Here is a 17,005-nt window from a genome sequence, read left to right as displayed (position 1 = left end):
GGAAGTCCCACCGCAGGCGTTTACCGGGCGATCATGGGACAAAATATCCGAATGAGCGATGAAGAGAACAGGCGCGTGCTCGGTCTGCTCGCCCAGGACGACACGCTCCGGACGTTCGCCTCTCTGGTGCTCGGTGTCACCGACGGGCTGTCGCCGAAGGTCCTCGCCCGGCTGGCCTCCGGTGGGCTGGCCGTGCGGGGCGAGGACGGCGCATGGCGAGCGGCGCCGGAGAAGTTCCGCGAGCTGCTCCGGGCACGGGCCGCCGAGCCCTCTGACGAGGTCGGCGCCGAGGAGCGGCTGCTCCGGACGTTCCTGGTGGACGGGCGGCTGACGAGCATGCCCACGAAACGCGACAAGAAGCTCGTGGTGCTGCGTTACATCTCACGGGTGTTCGAGCCGGGTGTGCGCTATTCGGAGAAGGACGTGAACGTGGTGCTGCGGGCCTTCCACGACGACTACGCGGCGCTGCGCCGCTATCTGGTGGACGAGGACCTGCTGTCGAGACGCGACAACGTCTACTGGCGCAGCGGCGGACCGGTGGAGCTCTAACTGCTCTAGCGGCGCAGGTTGCTGGTCCAGGCGTCGATCTTGGCCTGCCACCGCGCGCGGTCCTCCGGGCGACCGGGGACGCCGGGCCGGGTCTGCCAGGGCAGCGGCCCCGACTCCGGCCGGTACTCCACCCCGATCGCGGCCAACCGTGGCAGATGGGCCGCCAGCCGTACGCGGAAGTCGGCCAGGTCCCGGGCGGGCGGGCTCCACACCGTCTCCGCGAAGGCCGCCACCCTCGGGTAGGCCATGTAGTCCATGTGCCGGTTGGAGTCGATCAGCTCGCTCCACAGGCCGCACTGCGACCCAAGGACCCGCGCCCCGGCCGAATCGTCGCGCAACTCCTCCGGAATCGGGTCGAAGGCATACACCTCCTCCAGCGTCAGCACGGTCCCGAACGGCACCGGCTCGTCCTCCCCCGGCCCCTGCCGGTAGTCGAAGTAGACGGAGGTGTTGGGGCAGGTGATCACGTCGTGCCCGGCGCGGGCCGCCGACACCGCCCCCAGGTCGCCACGCCAGGAGGCCACCACGGCGCCCGGCGCGAGACCGCCTTCCAGGATCTCGTCCCAGCCCACCAGCCGGCGGCCGCGCTCGGCCAGGTAGTCGTCGAAGCGGCGGATGAACCAGCTCTGCAACTCCTCCTCGTCCCGCAGCCCGAGCTCGCGGATGCGGCGCCGCGCGGCGGGGCTGTCGCGCCACTGGTCCTTGCGGCACTCGTCGCCGCCGACGCACACGTACGGGCTGGGGAACAGCTCCAGCACCTCGTCGAAGACGTTCTGGAAGAAGGCGATCGTGCTCTCCTCGACGTTCAGCACGTTCACCCCGACGCCCCAGGTGGTGCGCACCTCCAGCGGGGTGTCGAGGTTGCCCAGCTCGGGGTAGGCGGCGATGGCGGCCTGGGTGTGGCCCGGCAGGTCGATCTCCGGCACGACGGTGACGTGCCGGAGCGCCGCGTAGGCCACGATCTCCCGGATGTCGTCCTGGGTGTAGTAGCCGCCGTGCGGGCGGCCGTCCATAGCGCCGTTCCAGCCGGTCTGGCTCTCCTTGCGCCAGGCGCCGACCTCGGTCAGCCGGGGGTAGCGCTTGATCTCGACGCGCCAGCCCTGGTCGTCGGTGAGGTGCAGGTGCAGCACGTTGAGCTTGTGCATGGCCATCAGGTCGATGAAGCGCAGCACATCCTGCTTGACCATGAAATGCCGGGCGACGTCCAGGATGCAGCCGCGCCACCCGAACCTCGGCTCGTCCTCGATCAGGACGGCCGGCAGCACCAGCGGCCCGCCCGCCGACGCCTTCCTGAACGCGGCGGGCGGGAGCAGCTGCCGCAGGCTCTGCGCGCCGTAGAACACCCCCGCCGGGCCGCCGCCCTCGATCACCACGCCGTCGCCCGCCACACTCAGCCGGTACGCCTCGGGCGGCAGATCGTCGCGGAGCCCGAGCGTGATCGTTCCCGAGCCCGGCCCCGGCAGCAGCTCCCCGCCGACGACCGGGCTCAGCTCGCCCCGCAACCAGGAGGCGACCTCGCCCAGCGGCGGCGACGCCGTCACCGAGGTGTCCCGATCGAGGACGAACCGCCCCTGCCGGATCTCGTACCGGACGGGCTTGGGAACGATCATGAGCTCTCTTTCTACTGGCAGGTGATGGAGGCGTCGGCGAAGTCGGCGTGGTCCGACGTCGCGTTGTCGCCGCCGTTGGTCGCGACCAGCCGGACGTAGGTGGCGCCCTTCACGGACGCGGTGACCTTCCTGGCGGGTTGCGCGCCGGTGACGATGCCCGAGTGGGCGACCCGGCCGCCGTCGGCCCAGACTTCGAGGTCGGCCGAGCCCCCCTGGCCCACCTCGTCGTCGATCCCGGCCTGGAACTCGACCGTCGAGCAGCGACCGGCGGTGTAGAACTCGATGTCGGCGGGCGCGTGAGTACCGAGCCCCTTGGCGTACGTGACCCCTTCGATGGTGATCGGCTTGCCGTCTCCGGCGGCCTTCTCGCCGTTGCTGGTGTCCTTCTCGACCGGGCCGAAGTAGTTGGCGACGCGGGTCCAGGGCAGGTCGCTCAGGTACGTCCGGCCGGAGCCGGGCGCCCGCGCGACCTTGACGACGGCGGTGGCCGCGGCCTTGGCGGCGGTGGCCGTGATCTCATAGTCCTTGAGCTCGGCTCCGGCGGGCGCCGTGACCGCCCACTTCACGGTGAAGCTCTCGCCGCCGTCCAGCCGCGCGGTCCTGGTGGCCGTGCGCGCCCTGGCCCGCCACCCCTCAGGTACGGCCAGCGCCACCTCGACGTCGCGCAGCCGGTCCGTAGCCCCGGTGTTGGTGACCCTGGTGACGACCTCCCGCTCCTTGCCCGGCTCCAGCACGGACGGGTGATCGTCGCCCAGGAGCCCCGGGTCCACCTCCACCAGCACAGCGGGCGGGGCTTTCTCCCGGCTCTGGCTCACCCGGTAGAGCACCGACCCGTGGGCGGGCACCTGGGCAGCCAGGCCGCCCTCCGTGGTCGTGACCGCGCCGGTCCACAGCTCCTCGACGCGGTAGCGGGCGGGCTTGAGCCTGGTGGAGATCGTCACCGCCCGGTCGCTCTCGTTGAACAGCAGGATCGCCTGATCCCCGTTCGCCAGGGGCTTGGACAGCACGTGGTACCAGCCGTCGGAGGTCACCAACCGGCCCGGCACGCCCAGCGCGTCCTGGTCAACGGCGATCACCTTGGGGTTGGCGACGATCGCCGGCGGCGCCTTGGCCGGGTCGGCCTGGAGGATGAGCGGGGCGGCGCCGACGGCCCAGAGGCCGACCTGGGTGCGGTACTCGGCGTCGGTCATGCCGCCCCGGCCCGCCTGGAGCAGGTCGGGGTCCGCCCAGCTGCCCGGGCCCGCGTACTGGACCCTGAGCTGGTTGGTCTCCCAGACGTCGACCATGGTCGCGTAGCTGTCGGGCAGGGGCTTGTTGTAGACGTTGGTCCGCCAGGTGGTGGCCTTCGCCTCCTTGCCCCACAGCCACGGCACGGTGCTGCCGTCCTCGTTGTTCATGGCGAACTCGATCGCGTCGCCGAGCGCCTGGCGCATGCGCGGGTAGAGGGTCTGGGCGATCTGCTGGACGTTCTGGCCGGGGAAGTCGGCGGCGGGGACGTTGCACCAGTCGTACTTGACGTAGTCGGCGCCCCAGCCCTTGACCTGCTCGGCGTCGGCGGCCTCACTCTTGTAGGAGCCGGCGCCGCCGCCGGAGCACGCCTTGGTGCCCGCCGACAGGCTCAGGCCGAGCTTGAGCCCCTTGCCGTGCAGGTAGTCGGCCAGCGCTTTGACACCGGAGGGGAAGCGAGTGGCGTCGGGGGCCAGGGCGCCGCCCGTACGCTGGGCGGCCAGCCAGCAGTCGTCCAGGATGACGTAGCGGTAGCCGGCCGGGGCGAGCGCGGCCAGGGCGTCGGCCGCCTGCCGTACGGACGCCTCAGAGACCGAGCAGCCGAGCGTACGGCTGCTCCAGCCCATCGGCGGCCCTTGCGGGGCGGCGTCGGCGTTGCCCGGTAACGGGACGAAGGGCAGGGCGATGAGGGCCGCCGCGAGGGCGGCCGTGGTTGTGCGCATGGGGGTCCCGTCAGGCTGGGTGGAGCGCCGGGTCGCCGGGCTCGATGACGAAGGAGCCGGAGGTGTAGGCGGGGGCGTAGGGCTCGGTGACGCGGGACAGCGAGCGGAAGTCGACCTTCATCTCCCGCTCGGTGAGCTTGGCCCGCACGTAGCCGCGGCGGCCGTTGAAGAACTTGACGTGCGGGTTCTCGTTGAGCAGGACCTGCGTGTTCGGGTACTCGTCCAGGCCGTTGCCGGCGCTGGTGACCGAGGTGGTGACGAGCTCGACGGCGACCGACTTGGAGGCGGGGTCCTGGTAGTCGCGCTTGATCTCGCCCGCCCAGTGGGAGTGCACGTCGCCGGTGAGCACGACGCCGTTGCGCTTGTAGTCGTCGATGGCGGCGGCCAGGCGGTTGCGGGAGGCGACGTAGCCGTCCCAGCCCTCGTTGGAGTAGCCCTTGCCCTCGCCGTTGGTCCAGTCCATCTCCATGAAGAAGACCTGCTGGCCGAGCAGGTCCCAGGTGGCCTTCGAGCCGCGCAGCTCGCCGTCGAGCCAGGATTCCTGGGCGGCGCCGAGAATGGTGCGGTTGGGGGCGAAGCGCTCCAGGCAGTCGGCGCCGACGGTGCCGCTCTTGCCGGTGCAGGGGTAGATGTCGCGATATTGGCGAGTGTCTAACAGGTGCAGGTTGGCGATCGCACCCCAGCGGATGCTCCGATACAGCTTGAGCGCCGCCCCGTCCGGCTTCTGGGCGCGGCGCAGCGGCATGTTCTCGTAGTACGCCTGGAAGGCGGCCGCCCGGCGGGCGAGGAAAGGCGGGTCGGGCTGCTCGGGCACGTCACCGGCCCAGGCGTTCTCGATGTCGTGGTCGTCCCACACCACCACCCAGGGCGCGATGGCGTGGGCCAGCTGAGACTCCGGGTCGGCCTTGTGCTGGGCGTGCCTGAGCCGGTATCCGGCCAGGTCGAAGCACTCTCCCCCGGCCTGGTCGCGCACCGGGTACTTGTAGTCGCCGTACTCGTAGATGTAGTCGCCGAGGAAGGCGATCAGGTCGGGCTGGTCCTCGGCCATCCTCCGGTACGGGGTGAACCAGCCGGTCTGGTAGTCGGCGCAGGAGGTGAACGACAGGTTGAGCGCCCGGCTGCGCGTGCCGCGGGCGGGGCTGGTCAGGGTGCGGCCGACCTGGGAGATCTCGCCTGCCGCCTTGAAGCGGTAGAAGTACTCGGTGCCGGGGTTGAGGCCGTCGAGCTCGACGTGGACGCTGTGGGCCGCCTCGGGCCGGGCGAGGTCGGCGCCGCGCCGTACGACGTGGCGGAAGTTCTCGTCCTTGGCGAGCTGCCATTCGACCGGTACGGGCCGCGACGGCATGCCGCCGAGCCCGTCGAGGGCGACGGGGTCCATGGCGAGGCGCGTCCACAGGACCACGCCGTCGGGGGCCGGCTCGCCGGAGGCGACGCCGAGCTGGAAGGGGTCGGAGATCGGGGCACGGCGGGCCGCCGCGCGCACGGGTGAGGCACCCAGTGCGGCGGTCAGTCCCAGTCCGGCGCCCCCAGCGAGGAGTGAGCGCCGGCTGATCATTTGACGGTCGCGTTCCCTTCCGTGACGGCCTGGTCGGCGGCCTGCTTGGGGTCGAGCTTGCCGAGGTACATCTCGTTGAAGATCTGGTTGAGCTTGGTCTCGAAGCCGGTGAACCCGGTGGTGACGGGCAGCGGGAACGTGGTGCCCTTCGACTCCTCAACGAACGGGGAGACGTCGATCTTCTTCTTCTGCCAGTAGTCGACGTAGCCCTGGGTGAGGCCGTTGAGCGCGGGGAGGATGTAGCCGTCGGCGGCCATCAGTTTCTGCGGCTCCTCGCTGCCGAGGTAGGCGGCCAGCTTCATGGCCTCCTGGGGGTGCTTGCTCTTGGCGTACACGGCCTCCGACAGGCCGTTGAGGTTGACCGCGCGGCCGGCCGGTCCCTCGGGCATGAGCGCGACGCCCATCTCGAACTTCGCCTCCGGCGCGACGTAGGGCAGCAGCGCGTTGTTGGCGGGGAACATCGCCACCTCGCCCGCCTTGAACATGTCGGTGACCTTGCCGGTCGGCGGGTTCGTCTGGGTCGCGGGCGGCGAGACGTGGTACTTGTTCACCAGGTCGACGCCGAACCGCAGGGCCTGCACGGAGGCGTCGTCGTTGAAGGTGTACTTGCCGAACGGTTTGTCGAGCAGCTTGCCGCCGTTGGAGTTGACCCAGTTCATCCACTGGGTCTGGTAGTGGTTCCAGGACGCGAAGCCGTAGGTCTTGACCTTGGCCGGGTCGAAGCCGGGGTCCTCGGGGTGCTTGCCGGCCTCGTCCACGGTCAGCTTGCGGGCGATCTCCAGGAACGTGCCGGAGCCGTCGGGCTTCCAGGTGAGGCTGGCCGGCATCTCGACACCGGCCTTCTTGAACAGATCCTTGTTGTAGAGCAGGCCGACGATGCCCCAGTCCTTGGGCACCCCATACAGCTTGTCCTGGTAGGTAAACGTCCCGACCACCGTTGGATGAAATTTCGTGGCATCGAGCTTGAGGGACGACATGTCGGCCAGGACGCCCTTGGTGACGAACTCGGGGAACTGCGACGGCGTCATCCAGAACACGTCCGGCGCCGTGCCGGCCACCGCGTCGGCGGTGAGCTTGGTCCAGTACGCGTCGTAGGGCAGCAGCTCGATCTTGACGTCGATGTTGGGGTTGGCCTTCTCGAAGGCCGCCATGACCTTGTCGTAGCCGACCTTCTGCTGGTCGTCCCAGAGCCGGTAGGTCAAGGTGACCTTGCCGTCTCCGCCCGTGTCACCGCCACCGCCTGAGCCGCAGGCGGTCAGGGTGAGTGTGGCGGCGGCCAGCAGTGTCACGGCATGGCGGAGCTCGCGTATGCGGGGGGATCGCATATGACCTCTCTTACTTGAGGTCGGTGGGGGTCACCGACTCTCACTTCAGGCCGGTGAGGACCACCGACCGGACGATGTACTTCTGGAAGAAGATGAAGATCGCGATCATCGGCACCAGCGCGATCAGACCGCCGGCCATGATCAGGTTGTAGTCCACGCCGATGCCGACGTTGAGAGTGGCGAGGGCGACCGTCATGACCTTGGTGTCGTCACCGCTGGTGATGATCAGCGGCCAGAGGAAGCTGTTCCACGACGAGATCACCGTGATGATCGTCAGCGTGCCGATCGCCGGGCGGCAGAGCGGCAGCAGGATGCGGGTGAGGATCTTCAGCGGGCCCGCCCCGTCGATCCGCGCCGCCTCTTCGAGCCCGGCGGGCAGACCGCGGAAGAACTGCCGCATCAGGAAGATCCCGTACGGCGTGCCCAGAATGTACGGCGCGAGCAGGCCGTACCACGTGTTGACCAGGCCGAGCTCCCGCATGATCAGGAACAGCGGGATCATCGTGACGGCGCTGGGCACCATCATCGTGGCCACGTACAGCCAGAAGAGCACCTCGCGCCCGCGAAAGCGCAGCCGCGCGAACGCGTAGGCGGCGAACGTGGTGAACACCAGCTGCCCCAGCGTGAGCAGCGCGGTCATCACCACCGTGTTGAGCAGGTAGCGCGGGAACTCACCCCCGAGGAGCTTGGTCAGGTTGGCGGTGGTGGGCGGCAGGCCGGGCACCCACGGCTCGGTCGAGTTGAGCTGGCCCTGGGTCTTGAAGGCGGTCAGCACCACGAGCAGATAGGGGAAGACGGCGACGAAGGCGCCCAGGCTGAGCGTGGCGTAGAGCAGGATGCGCTTGGTCATGTCGTCCTTCAGCTCATGTCGTAGGTGGTGCGCTTGCCGAAGAACCTGACCTGCACCAGCGTCACGGCCAGGATGACCGCGAAGAGCAGCATCGACAGCGTCGAGGCGTAGCCGAAGTCGAACTCCCTGAACGCGGTGTCGAAGATCTTGAAGTTGATGACCTCGGTGCTCTGGCTGGGCCCGCCGTTGGTCATCACGAAGACGGTGTCGAAGACCTGGAACGCGCCGATCAGGTTCGTCACCATGACGAAGAACATCGTGGGGTTGAGCAGCGGCAGCGTCACCCGCCAGAACCGCTGGCGCGGGGTGGCGCCATCGGTGGCGGCCGCGTCGTAGAGCTCCCTCGGGATGCCCTGCAGCCCGGCCAGGAAGAACAGCATGTTGTAGCCGGAGTACTGCCAGACGTTGACCAGCGCGATGGCGGGCAGGGCCCAGGTGGCGTCCGACAGCCAGTCGGGGCCGGTAACGCCGATCAGGGCCAGGGCGCTGTTGATCGCGCCGTCACGCGGGTCGAAGATCCAGTTCCAGACCAGGCCCATGACGATCGGGGTGGCCATCCACGGCACCACGAACAGCGAACGGAACACCTTGACGCCCTTGATCCGCTGGTTGAGCAGCAGGGCCAGCACCAGCGCCAGGACCGTCTGCAGGGGGATGCAGAGCAGCACGTAGACGACGGTGATCCCGAGGGAGTGCCAGGAGTCTCCGTCCCCGGCCAGGCGGCGGTAGTTGTCCAGTCCGGCGAAGGTCGGGGGCGACAGGAGCTCCCAGTGGAAGAAGCTCAGCACGAAGACGATGACCATCGGCAGCAGTAGGAAGGCGAGCACGCCCAGCAGGCTCGGGCCGATGAACAGGTAGGCGTGCCAGTCGCGCCTCCTCCTCACGACGGCTCCGTCGTGGTGGGGATCATCAGGCGCCGGGTCGTCTCCAGGCCCCAGTCGTCGAGCGCCGCGATCGGGTCGCTGGAGCCGCGCAGGCCGCCGGTCGCCTCGATGTGGGCCGCCCACTCCTGCCTGGCCTCCACCTCGGGGCGCAGGATGATGCAGTCGGGGTCGTTCACCCACCAGCGGGCGTGCAGGAACTCGCGGGCCGCGCCGGTCAGCCGGGCGCCCAGCTGGGACGGCTGGCTGATGTCGCCCGACTTCGGGTGCAGCGTGGGCGCGATGTCCGGGCTGACCCGCATGATGTCGACCAGGCCGAGGCTGGGCAGCATGGGCGCGCCGCAGCCGTGCAGGGTGGCGTCCGGGCCGGCGCCCTCGCGGATCAGCTCCAGCCCGCGCCGGTAGGCGGCGATCGGGTCGAGGTCCTCGTGCCTGCCGCCCGCCAGCGCCCCGGCGTAGATGAAGTCGAGCTTGAAGTGGGTGATGCCGTACGCGGCGAAGGTCCTGAACACCTCGACCAGGTGGGCGGCGGCATCCGGGTGGGTCACGTCGAGCACCGCCAGGTCCTGGTCCCACATGCGGCCCGCGTGGGCGCCGCCGACCAGCCAGTCGGGATGCTCGCGGAAGATCCGGCTGTTGTGGCCGACCAGGAAGGGGGCGGTCCAGACGCCCGTACGCCTGCCCGCCTCCCCCAGGGTTTCCGCCACTTTTCGCAGCGAGCCGAAGCCGGGGCGCGGGTCCAGCCAGTCGCCGATCTCGGCCTCGTACCCGTCGTCGACGAGGAACATGTCGGCGCCCAGCCCGTGCCGCTCCGACAGGCGGAGGTTGTCCAGGACGTCTTGCTCGGTGACCTTGCCCCAGTAGCCGTACCAGGTGCACCACATAGGAGGCACAGCCGGGAATGTCCGGGGCGCGTACCCCTCGGCCATGCCCGCTGCCCAGGTTTCCAGCGACACGCCTGTCAGGTGGCGTACGGGCCCGTTCGCGCTCACGATCAGCCGCCCGCCCTCCTCGCGCGCCCGGATGGAGGGCACCTCCACGGGGCTCGGCGCGGACCACAGCTCCAGCGGCGCGCCGCCGCCGGGGTCGATCGCGAGCAGCCCCTCACCCTGAAACACCCCGGCGGGCACTGGCGTCTCCGGGCGGTAGCAGAGGATCTGGATGTTGTCGTCCGCGGGTCTGGGCGGAGTCTCGCCGAGGCGGTAGGCGCCGGTCGGGCTCCACGACTGCCACCCGTGCTCGAAGACCCGGGCCTGCCCTGGCTGATGGACGACCTCGCCCACGTCTGCGAACGACATCAGACCCTCAATTCCTGTTGATCTACTTACGAAGGAGCGCTTCATTAGTAGCACCAGGGGTTCGGAAGGGTCAATGCCCGATTCTGCGCATAAGTGGCGGTGCTTAAGCAGAAGCGAACGCTGGCATAATGACGAGTTACAGAGGAAACCTACGTTAGGGGCGGCGATGGCGGACCTGCGCGGCGGCGACCTGTCCCGGCTCAGGCAGCTCAACTCGCTGACCGCGATACGGGCGCTGCGCGGCGCCGGACCGCTCACCCTCTCGGCGCTGGCCGAGCGGACGGGGCTGTCGCGGCCCTCCATGAAGGAGGTCGCCGACGAGCTCATGGAGCTGGGCTGGGTGGAGGAGGTGCCGCCTTCGCCGGGCACGATGGGCCGCCCGGCCCGCCGTTACCGGTTCCGCGCCGACAGCGGCTGCCTGGTCGGCGTGGACATAGGCGGGCACAACGTACGGGCCGCGCTGTCCGACCTCGACGGCGAGATCCTGGCCGAGACCCGGCAGCCCGTCCTGCCGGACGCGCCCCTTGAGGAGCGCCTGGCCGCCATAGACCGCGCGGTCTCCGGCTGCCTGGCGCTCAGCGGCAGGTCGGCCGCGGACCTGTGGACGGTGGCCGTCGGCACCACGGGCGTGCTCACGCCGGAGGGCCGCATCGCGTTCTCGGCCGCGATCCCCGCCTGGACGGGCCTCGACCTGGCGGCCAAGCTGCGCGAGATGTTCCCGTGCCAGGTGCTGATCGAGAACGACAGCCGCCTGGCCGCACTCGCCGAAGCCCGCAGGGGCGCCGCGCAGGGCGCTCGGGACGTGGTGTTCCTGCACGTCGGACGGCGCATGGGCACCGGCCTCATCATCGACGGCAAGGTGCACCGGGGCTTCGGCGCCGCCGCCGGCGAGATCGTCATGCTGCCGGAGGCCCGCTGGTACGACGCCCCCGACCACCTCAACGGCTGCGAGGTCGTGCCCGAGGGCACCGCGCCCGAGGACGCGGCGGGCTACACGCTGGCGGCGGCCCGCGACGGCCACCCCGTCGCCCTGGCCGCGGTCGACCGCTACGTGGACGACCTCGCGGTGGGGACGGCGGCCATGGTGCTGGTGCTGGACCCGCAGATGGTGGTGCTGGGCGGCGGCTTCTCCCGCTCGGCCGACGTCCTGCTGGCGCCGCTGCGGGAGCGGCTGGAGCGGGCCTGCATGCGGATGCCGGAGGTACGCGCGTCGACGCTGGGGGACGAATGCGTGGTGACGGGCGCCATCGACTACGCCGCCGACCACCTGGACAGCGAACTGTTCACCTCCGACGCCCCGCTGACGCCGCTGCGCTGATCACTGGGTAGTCGTCCGGCGGAGACGGGAGCGGAAGTCGCGGGGCGGCATGCCGTACTCGTGGCTGAAGGCCCGGCTGAAGTGGAACGGGCTGACGAAGCCCGACGCCGCCGCGACCTGGCCGACGTCCATGTCCGTCACCTCCAGCAGCCGGGCCGCGTGCCGGATCCGCGCGCTCCGTACGGCCCGCATGGGCGGGTGGCCCGTCTCGGTCGTGAACAGGTGCGCGAACCGGGAAGGCGACAGGGCGACGGCCCTGGCCAGGGAGGCGACCGAATGGGGCGCGCCCGGTTCGGCGGCGATGAGGGCCAGCGCCCGGTGGACCCGCGCGTCACCGGGCTCCTCGGCACGCCGGGCGTCGCCGACCGGCCGCGCGGAGGCAGTGGCCAGCACGATCACCTCCTCGACCGCGTTCAGCACCAGCTCCCGGGCGGGCCCGGAGACGGCGACGGCGGGCGCGTACTCGCGCGGGGGGCGAGCAATGGGCGCGGGACGGTCAGCGGACGCGAGGGCGGGGCGGTCACCGGGCGCCTGTGCGGGACGGCCGGCGGACGCGGGGCGGGCAGTCGGCCCGTGCTCACCCAGGGACCGGGCGGCGGGCGGGAGCCAGCGGGCGTTTCTGGCGGCGCGGCCGAATGCCTCGTCGATCTGGGCGCGGGTCGGCTCGGGCACGCCTTCGACCAGGTGGCAGCCCGGGGCCCGGGCGTGCTCGGCGAGCCAGCCCAGCCAGGCCGGGCGCGGCTGGAAGTGCGCCCACCAGAAGCGCCACCGTTCCGCCCCCGGCGCGACCCGGTAGTGCTGCGCGGCGTCGGCCCCGAGCACCACCAGATCCCCCGGCCCGGCCGTGAACGAAACTCCCGCCTGCTCGACCAGTCCCGCCCCGTCCTGGGTCCACATGAGCAGCCAGCTCGGTGAGCCGCTGACGCGCCGCGTGGCGTAGCCGGGCCGGTTGTCGAAGTGACCCACGATCGTCAGCTCCGCAGCAGGAACAGACATCTCCTCAGCGGTCACAGGCATACCGTTCACCGGTCCGGCTCCTTAGCGTGAAGGTATGAGGCTGACAGATTTCCATGATCGAGGGTTCGTCCTGGTGCCCGGTCTTCTGGCCGCGGACGAGGTGGCAGAGCTGCGGGAGGAGTTCATGGCGCTGCACGCCCGGGGCCCGATCCCGGGTCACTTCTCCCCCAAGCCGCAGGACCCCGGCCAACCGTACGACATCCTGCGCGACTACCCGCGCGTCATGCACCCTCACCAGGTGAACGACGTCGCGCTACGGTACCTCCTCGACGCCCGGATCGCCGCCGTGCTCCGCGACCTGCTCGGGGAGGAGCCGATAGCAGCCCAGAGCATGTTCTACTTCAAGCCGCCCGGCGCACGCGGGCAGGCGCTGCATCAGGACAACTTCTACTTGCGGGTCGAGCCGGGCACGTGTGTGGCCGCCTGGGTCGCGCTGGACCGCGTCGACCGGGCCAACGGCGGCCTGGAGGTGGTGCCCGGCACGCACCTGATGGACCTGTTCTGTCCTGAGGAGGCCGACAACGACATCTCCTTCACCAAGGAGTACGTCCCGCCGCCGCCGGGCCTGGAGCGGGTGCCGGTGGACATGGATCCGGGCGACGTGCTGTTCTTCAACGGCAGCCTGGTCCACGGCTCCGAGCCGAACAGCACGGCCGACCGGTTCAGGCGCAGCTTCATCTGCCATTACGCGGGCCGCTCGGCCGAACGCATCTCCGCCTACTACCCGACGCTCACGATGTCGGGCGACCCGGTCCAGCTCCAGCCCGCCACGGGCGGCGGCCCCTGCGGCACGGAGGCGGCCGGCCCGCACTAGATATGCAGCTCAGCCGCCGGATATATCCGATTCAGCGTCCGAAGGCACGACACAATCCCATGGGTCGTCCAGCCAGCCGTCCGGCAGCAGCACCTTGCCGCGCTCGCCCGACTTCCCGCGCGGGGTGTCGGTGTTGGGCGGCCACGGCTGGTCGTGCTCCAGCTTGGCCAGCCCCTCACGCAGCCCGTCGAGCGTCTCGGCGGTGGCCAGCTCGCGCCGCAGCTCGCCGCCGACCGTGAACCCCTTCAGATACCAGCCGACATGCTTGCGGAAGTCGGCGATCGCGTAACGCTCGATGTCGAAGCACTCGGTGAGCCCCTCGGCGTGCCTGGCCATCATCCCGGCCACCTCGCCGAGGCTCGGCCGTACCCGCTCCGGACCGCCGTTGAACGCGTTCTCCAGATCCCTGAACAGCCACGGCCGCCCCAGGCACCCGCGCCCGACGACCACCCCGTCGCAGCCGGTCTCCGCCACCATGCGCAGCGCGTCATCAGCGCACCAGATGTCGCCGTTGCCCAGCACCGGAACCTCCGGCACGGCCTCCTTCAGCCTGGCGATCGCGTCCCAGTCGGCCACCCCGCCGTAGTGCTGCTTGGCCGTACGCGCGTGCAGGGCGATCGCCGCGACCCCCTCCTCGACGGCGATCCGGCCGGCGTCGAGGTAGGTGAGGTGATCGTCGTCGATGCCCTTGCGCATCTTCATCGTGACGGGCAGCGGGCCGGCGTTCGCCACCGCCTCGCGCAGGATCCGCCGCAGCAGATTCCTCTTGTACGGCAGCGCGGAGCCGCCGCCGCGCCGGGTGACCTTGGGCACGGGGCAGCCGAAGTTCAGGTCGATGTGGTCGGCCAGGTCCTCTTCGGCGATCATCTTGGCCGCGCGCCCCACGGTGTCGGGGTCGACGCCGTACAGCTGGATGCTCCTGGGCCGCTCCGACTCCGCGAACCTGATCATCCTGAACGTCTTGGGGTTGCGCTCCACCAGCGCCCGCGTGGTGATCATCTCGCACACGAACAACCCGGCGCCCTGCTCGCGGCAGAGCACCCTGAACGCCGCGTTGGTGATGCCCGCCATCGGCGCCAGCACGACCGGCGGCCACACCCCTATCGGTCCAATCTTCACTCAGTCAGTTGTAGCGCAGGTCAGGCCGCGACGGGTATTCGCGGATAGGCTGTCAAGTGGCATCTAGTGGGGAGGGGACGGATGCTTCTGCGAGTACGCATCGCATTGCCCGACCGGCCGGGTTCGCTGGCACAGATCACCCGGGTCCTCGGCACGGTCGGCGCCGACATCACCCAGTTCACCGTTCTCGACAGGGGCGCCGGCCGCGCCGTCGACGACATCACGGTCTTCTGCCCCGACGGCACCCCCAAGCAGACCCTGCTCAAGAGCCTGCAGAGCGTCGCCGACGTGGCGGTCGAAGGCATCTGGACCACCCGAGAGGCCCCGGGCACCTACCCGGAGCTGGAGATCCTCAAATACATCACCACGGCGGGCGACAGGGCGCTGACCACCCTCGTCGACTCACTGCCAGTGCTGTTCAGCGCCGACTGGGCCGCCACCGCCGCCGAGCGCGGCGTCATCTACGCCAGCTGGCGCGCGCCGCAGCAGGTGACGCTGCCGAAGGACGTACCGTCTCGCCCGATGGCCCTCACGCTCGACGACGGCCTGCACGTCATCCACGCCCCGCTCCCGCCGCTGGCCCTCACCCTGCTCCTGGCCAGGAGCGACGGCCCGGCCTTCCACCGCATCGAGGTGCACCGCCTCACCCGCATCCTGGAGATCTTCCTCAGCCTGCCCGCGACGGAACGGAGCGTGGCCCGCCAGCTCCGCAAGTGAGCATCCGGTCGGAAAACCCGCTAGAGTTATGGGGCAACGCGGAAGTGGCTCAGTGGTAGAGCATCACCTTGCCAAGGTGAGGGTCGCGGGTTCGAATCCCGTCTTCCGCTCGGATGGGCGACTCGGTGGAGTGGCCGAGAGGCGAGGCAGCGGCCTGCAAAGCCGTCCACACGGGTTCAAATCCCGTCTCCACCTCCAAGGACGATTAGCTCAGCGGGAGAGCACTTCCCTGACACGGAAGGGGTCACTGGTTCAATCCCAGTATCGTCCACCACAGATCAGGTCTGACCTGTCATAGCCCCAGCTCACGGCGGATGCCGAGAGTCTGGGGCTTTCTGTTGCCCCCAGTGGGTGGTCATCACTCGATCGCGGCCCGCACCTCAGGTGAAGGCGGCCAGCTCAGTGGCGAACCGAAAGGCGGACGCGACGCGGTCGTCCGGGCGGGGTGTGGGGGGCAGGCACGTAACATGCCGTTCGTGCTGGCATCCCTGATCCACGCGCTCACCGATCCCAGCGACCCGCCTCTTCGCCCTCTCCCTTCCCGGGTCGCCGCTCTTCTGGAATCTCTGGACGCTCCGCCGCGCCTCGCGGCGCATTTGCGAGCGGTTCACGACGTGGCCTGCGAGATTGTCGATTGGCTCGACGCGCAGCACGCCACGGTGCGAATCGACCGGGAAGCCGTCCTGTTCGGTGCCGCGTCACACGACATCGGCAAGATCCTGCATCTCGAAGAGCTGTCCGGACCGGGCTCGGTCCACGAGCCCGATGGCTACGAGCTTCTCCGTGCCCACGGTGTCGAAGAACGACTTGCTCGCTTCGCCCGTACCCACGCCTCATGGACCGCATCCGATGCGAACCTCGAGGACCATCTCGTCAGCCTCGCCGACAAGATCTGGAAGGCGAAACGAGTGGTGGACCTCGAGCAGCTCATCGTCGACCGGCTCGCCGCCGCGAGCGGGCGGCCGGCGTGGCAGGTGTTCATGGACCTGGACGAGCTCATCACCCGGGTCGCGAACGACGCCGACAGCAGACTCGCCTTCCAGGCCGGCTACCCGATCAAGCCCTGACCGAAAGCGTGCCCTCCAGTCCACCAGGGAGTGAAACGCCTGCTGTTCACGACGTCTCGGGGAGCGCGCGCAGGGTGCCGGTGGCGACCATCGACACTCCTCCCCCGACGGTGACCCGTTCCACGGCGTCGGGCCTGCCGTAGGCGGTGATGGCGATCCTGCTGGGCCGGCCGGTGAAGCGGCCCTGCGCCAGCGACAGTTCCTGGCCATCGCGGGCCCGGCCGTGCCGCATCAGGTAGGCGGCCACGCAGCCGGCCGCGCTGCCGGTCGCGACGTCTTCGAGCACGCCGTCGTTGTTCCAGTGCCGGCCCTCGATGGCGCGGGCGTCGAGGACGTAGACGTACTGCGCGCCGTACCCGCCGAGGAAGCCCTCGAAGTCCGGGTGCGTGATGCGGGCTCGGGCGAGCACGTCAGCGTCGCGCACCGGTACGACGAGATAGCGCAGGCCCGTGGAGACGACCTCCGGCGGCAAGGTGTCGTCGAGGTCGGCGGCGGTGAGGCCCAGCGCCGCGGCGACCGGATCCCGAGGGACTGTCGGCGGTAGGAGTTCGGGGCGTCCCTGATCCAGCAGGGCCGAGACCTGGCCGGCGGTGTCGCCGCGCGTGGTGACGTCGACGTGCCTGGCACCAAGCGTGAAACTCCAGTGCCGCTCCTCTCCGTACGCGACCCCTGCGCGTTCGTGGAGTACGGCCGCCGCGCCCAGCACCGGATGCCCGGCGAAGTCGAGCTCCCCCATCAGGTCGAAGACCCGCGCGTGGACGACATCCGGCGCATCGGTGGTCCGAACGAAGATCGTCTCGAAGTGCCGGAGCTCCTGCGTCAGCCTCGCCATCTGGCTCTCGCCGAGCGGCGGAGGGTCGACGAAGACGGCGAGGCTGTTGCCGGTGAAGGGGCGATCGGAGAAGACGTCCACGTGGTAGTAGCCGGTAGCCATGC

Annotated in this window: 15 protein-coding genes and 3 tRNA genes; 8 read left to right on the top strand and 10 right to left on the bottom strand. The window is 70.0% G+C overall.

Features of this window, described 5'->3' with window-relative positions; all coding sequences use genetic code 11:
- The first annotated feature begins 51 nt into the window (after positions 1-51).
- Positions 52-549 carry a DUF2087 domain-containing protein gene (locus tag ACQP2T_RS22405; protein ID WP_433518049.1) on the top strand — a complete coding sequence of 166 codons (498 nt, stop codon included), beginning with the start codon at positions 52-54 and terminating at the stop codon, positions 547-549.
- 5 nt (positions 550-554) lie between these two features.
- Here the strand turns inward: ACQP2T_RS22405 and ACQP2T_RS22400 are convergent, their stop codons facing one another.
- Genes ACQP2T_RS22400 through ACQP2T_RS22370 form a run of 7 tightly spaced genes read right to left on the bottom strand, consistent with a single transcriptional unit; the run spans position 555 to position 10,017 of the window.
- The gene (locus tag ACQP2T_RS22400) at positions 555-2,159 is read right to left on the bottom strand and encodes a beta-N-acetylhexosaminidase (protein WP_433518048.1); all 1,605 of its coding nucleotides are present in this window, start codon (positions 2,157-2,159) and stop codon (positions 555-557) included.
- Positions 2,160-2,170: 11 nt separating this feature from the next.
- Positions 2,171-4,108, bottom strand: coding sequence for an NPCBM/NEW2 domain-containing protein (locus tag ACQP2T_RS22395; RefSeq protein WP_433518047.1), 1,938 nt, complete (start codon positions 4,106-4,108; stop codon positions 2,171-2,173).
- 10 nt (positions 4,109-4,118) lie between these two features.
- Positions 4,119-5,663 (bottom strand): alkaline phosphatase D family protein, encoded by a 1,545-nt coding sequence (locus ACQP2T_RS22390; RefSeq protein WP_433518046.1) that lies wholly within the window; start codon positions 5,661-5,663, stop codon positions 4,119-4,121.
- On the bottom strand, positions 5,660-6,988 hold the full coding sequence (locus tag ACQP2T_RS22385) for an ABC transporter substrate-binding protein (RefSeq protein WP_433518045.1): 1,329 nt from the start codon (positions 6,986-6,988) through the stop codon (positions 5,660-5,662). The genes ACQP2T_RS22390 and ACQP2T_RS22385 overlap by 4 nt, the downstream gene beginning before the upstream one ends.
- A gap of 40 nt (positions 6,989-7,028) precedes the next feature.
- Positions 7,029-7,838 (bottom strand): carbohydrate ABC transporter permease, encoded by an 810-nt coding sequence (locus ACQP2T_RS22380; RefSeq protein WP_433518044.1) that lies wholly within the window; start codon positions 7,836-7,838, stop codon positions 7,029-7,031.
- A gap of 8 nt (positions 7,839-7,846) precedes the next feature.
- On the bottom strand, positions 7,847-8,722 hold the full coding sequence (locus ACQP2T_RS22375; protein ID WP_433518043.1) for a carbohydrate ABC transporter permease: 876 nt from the start codon (positions 8,720-8,722) through the stop codon (positions 7,847-7,849).
- Positions 8,719-10,017 carry a glycoside hydrolase family 36 protein gene (locus ACQP2T_RS22370; RefSeq protein WP_433518042.1) on the bottom strand — a complete coding sequence of 433 codons (1,299 nt, stop codon included), beginning with the start codon at positions 10,015-10,017 and terminating at the stop codon, positions 8,719-8,721. Before ACQP2T_RS22370 ends, ACQP2T_RS22375 begins: the two co-directional genes overlap by 4 nt.
- A gap of 166 nt (positions 10,018-10,183) precedes the next feature.
- Here ACQP2T_RS22370 and ACQP2T_RS22365 point away from each other — a divergent pair, with 166 nt between their 5' ends.
- Entirely contained in the window at positions 10,184-11,335 is a 1,152-nt protein-coding gene (locus ACQP2T_RS22365; RefSeq protein WP_433518041.1) for an ROK family protein, read from the top strand.
- On the opposite strand, the gene ACQP2T_RS22360 is transcribed toward ACQP2T_RS22365, so the two are convergent.
- Positions 11,336-12,352: a helix-turn-helix domain-containing protein gene (locus ACQP2T_RS22360; RefSeq protein ID WP_433519806.1), complete on the bottom strand. Its 1,017-nt coding sequence runs from the start codon at positions 12,350-12,352 to the stop codon at positions 11,336-11,338.
- A 34-nt stretch (positions 12,353-12,386) separates the two neighbouring features.
- Between ACQP2T_RS22360 and ACQP2T_RS22355 the strand changes: the two genes are divergently transcribed.
- A complete protein-coding gene (locus tag ACQP2T_RS22355) occupies positions 12,387-13,166 on the top strand; it encodes a phytanoyl-CoA dioxygenase family protein (protein ID WP_433518040.1) in 780 nt (259 codons plus the stop codon).
- A gap of 9 nt (positions 13,167-13,175) precedes the next feature.
- Here the strand turns inward: ACQP2T_RS22355 and dusB are convergent, their stop codons facing one another.
- Positions 13,176-14,285, bottom strand: a complete 1,110-nt coding sequence (gene dusB / locus ACQP2T_RS22350) for a tRNA dihydrouridine synthase DusB (protein ID WP_433518039.1) — start codon at positions 14,283-14,285, stop codon at positions 13,176-13,178.
- 81 nt (positions 14,286-14,366) lie between these two features.
- Between dusB and ACQP2T_RS22345 the strand changes: the two genes are divergently transcribed.
- The 5 genes from ACQP2T_RS22345 (at position 14,367) to ACQP2T_RS22325 (ending at position 16,069) form a co-directional block, all read left to right on the top strand.
- A complete protein-coding gene (locus ACQP2T_RS22345) occupies positions 14,367-15,002 on the top strand; it encodes an ACT domain-containing protein (RefSeq protein WP_357959398.1) in 636 nt (211 codons plus the stop codon).
- Positions 15,003-15,040: 38 nt separating this feature from the next.
- Positions 15,041-15,112 (top strand) — tRNA-Gly (locus ACQP2T_RS22340).
- 14 nt (positions 15,113-15,126) lie between these two features.
- Positions 15,127-15,200 (top strand) — tRNA-Cys (locus ACQP2T_RS22335).
- A 1-nt stretch (position 15,201) separates the two neighbouring features.
- Positions 15,202-15,276 (top strand) — tRNA-Val (locus tag ACQP2T_RS22330).
- Between the two features lie 193 nt (positions 15,277-15,469).
- Positions 15,470-16,069, top strand: a complete 600-nt coding sequence (locus tag ACQP2T_RS22325) for an HD domain-containing protein (protein WP_433518038.1) — start codon at positions 15,470-15,472, stop codon at positions 16,067-16,069.
- 46 nt (positions 16,070-16,115) lie between these two features.
- Here ACQP2T_RS22325 and ACQP2T_RS22320 read toward each other — a convergent pair whose 3' ends face one another.
- Entirely contained in the window at positions 16,116-17,003 is an 888-nt protein-coding gene (locus ACQP2T_RS22320; RefSeq protein WP_433518037.1) for a PhzF family phenazine biosynthesis protein, read from the bottom strand.
- Positions 17,004-17,005 lie beyond the last annotated feature (2 nt).

The organism is Nonomuraea sp. CA-143628, assembly GCF_050942315.1.
GTDB lineage: Bacteria > Actinomycetota > Actinomycetes > Streptosporangiales > Streptosporangiaceae > Nonomuraea.
Note: the sequence above shows the minus strand (reverse complement) of the source record. Positions and strands in the feature narration are given on the sequence as shown.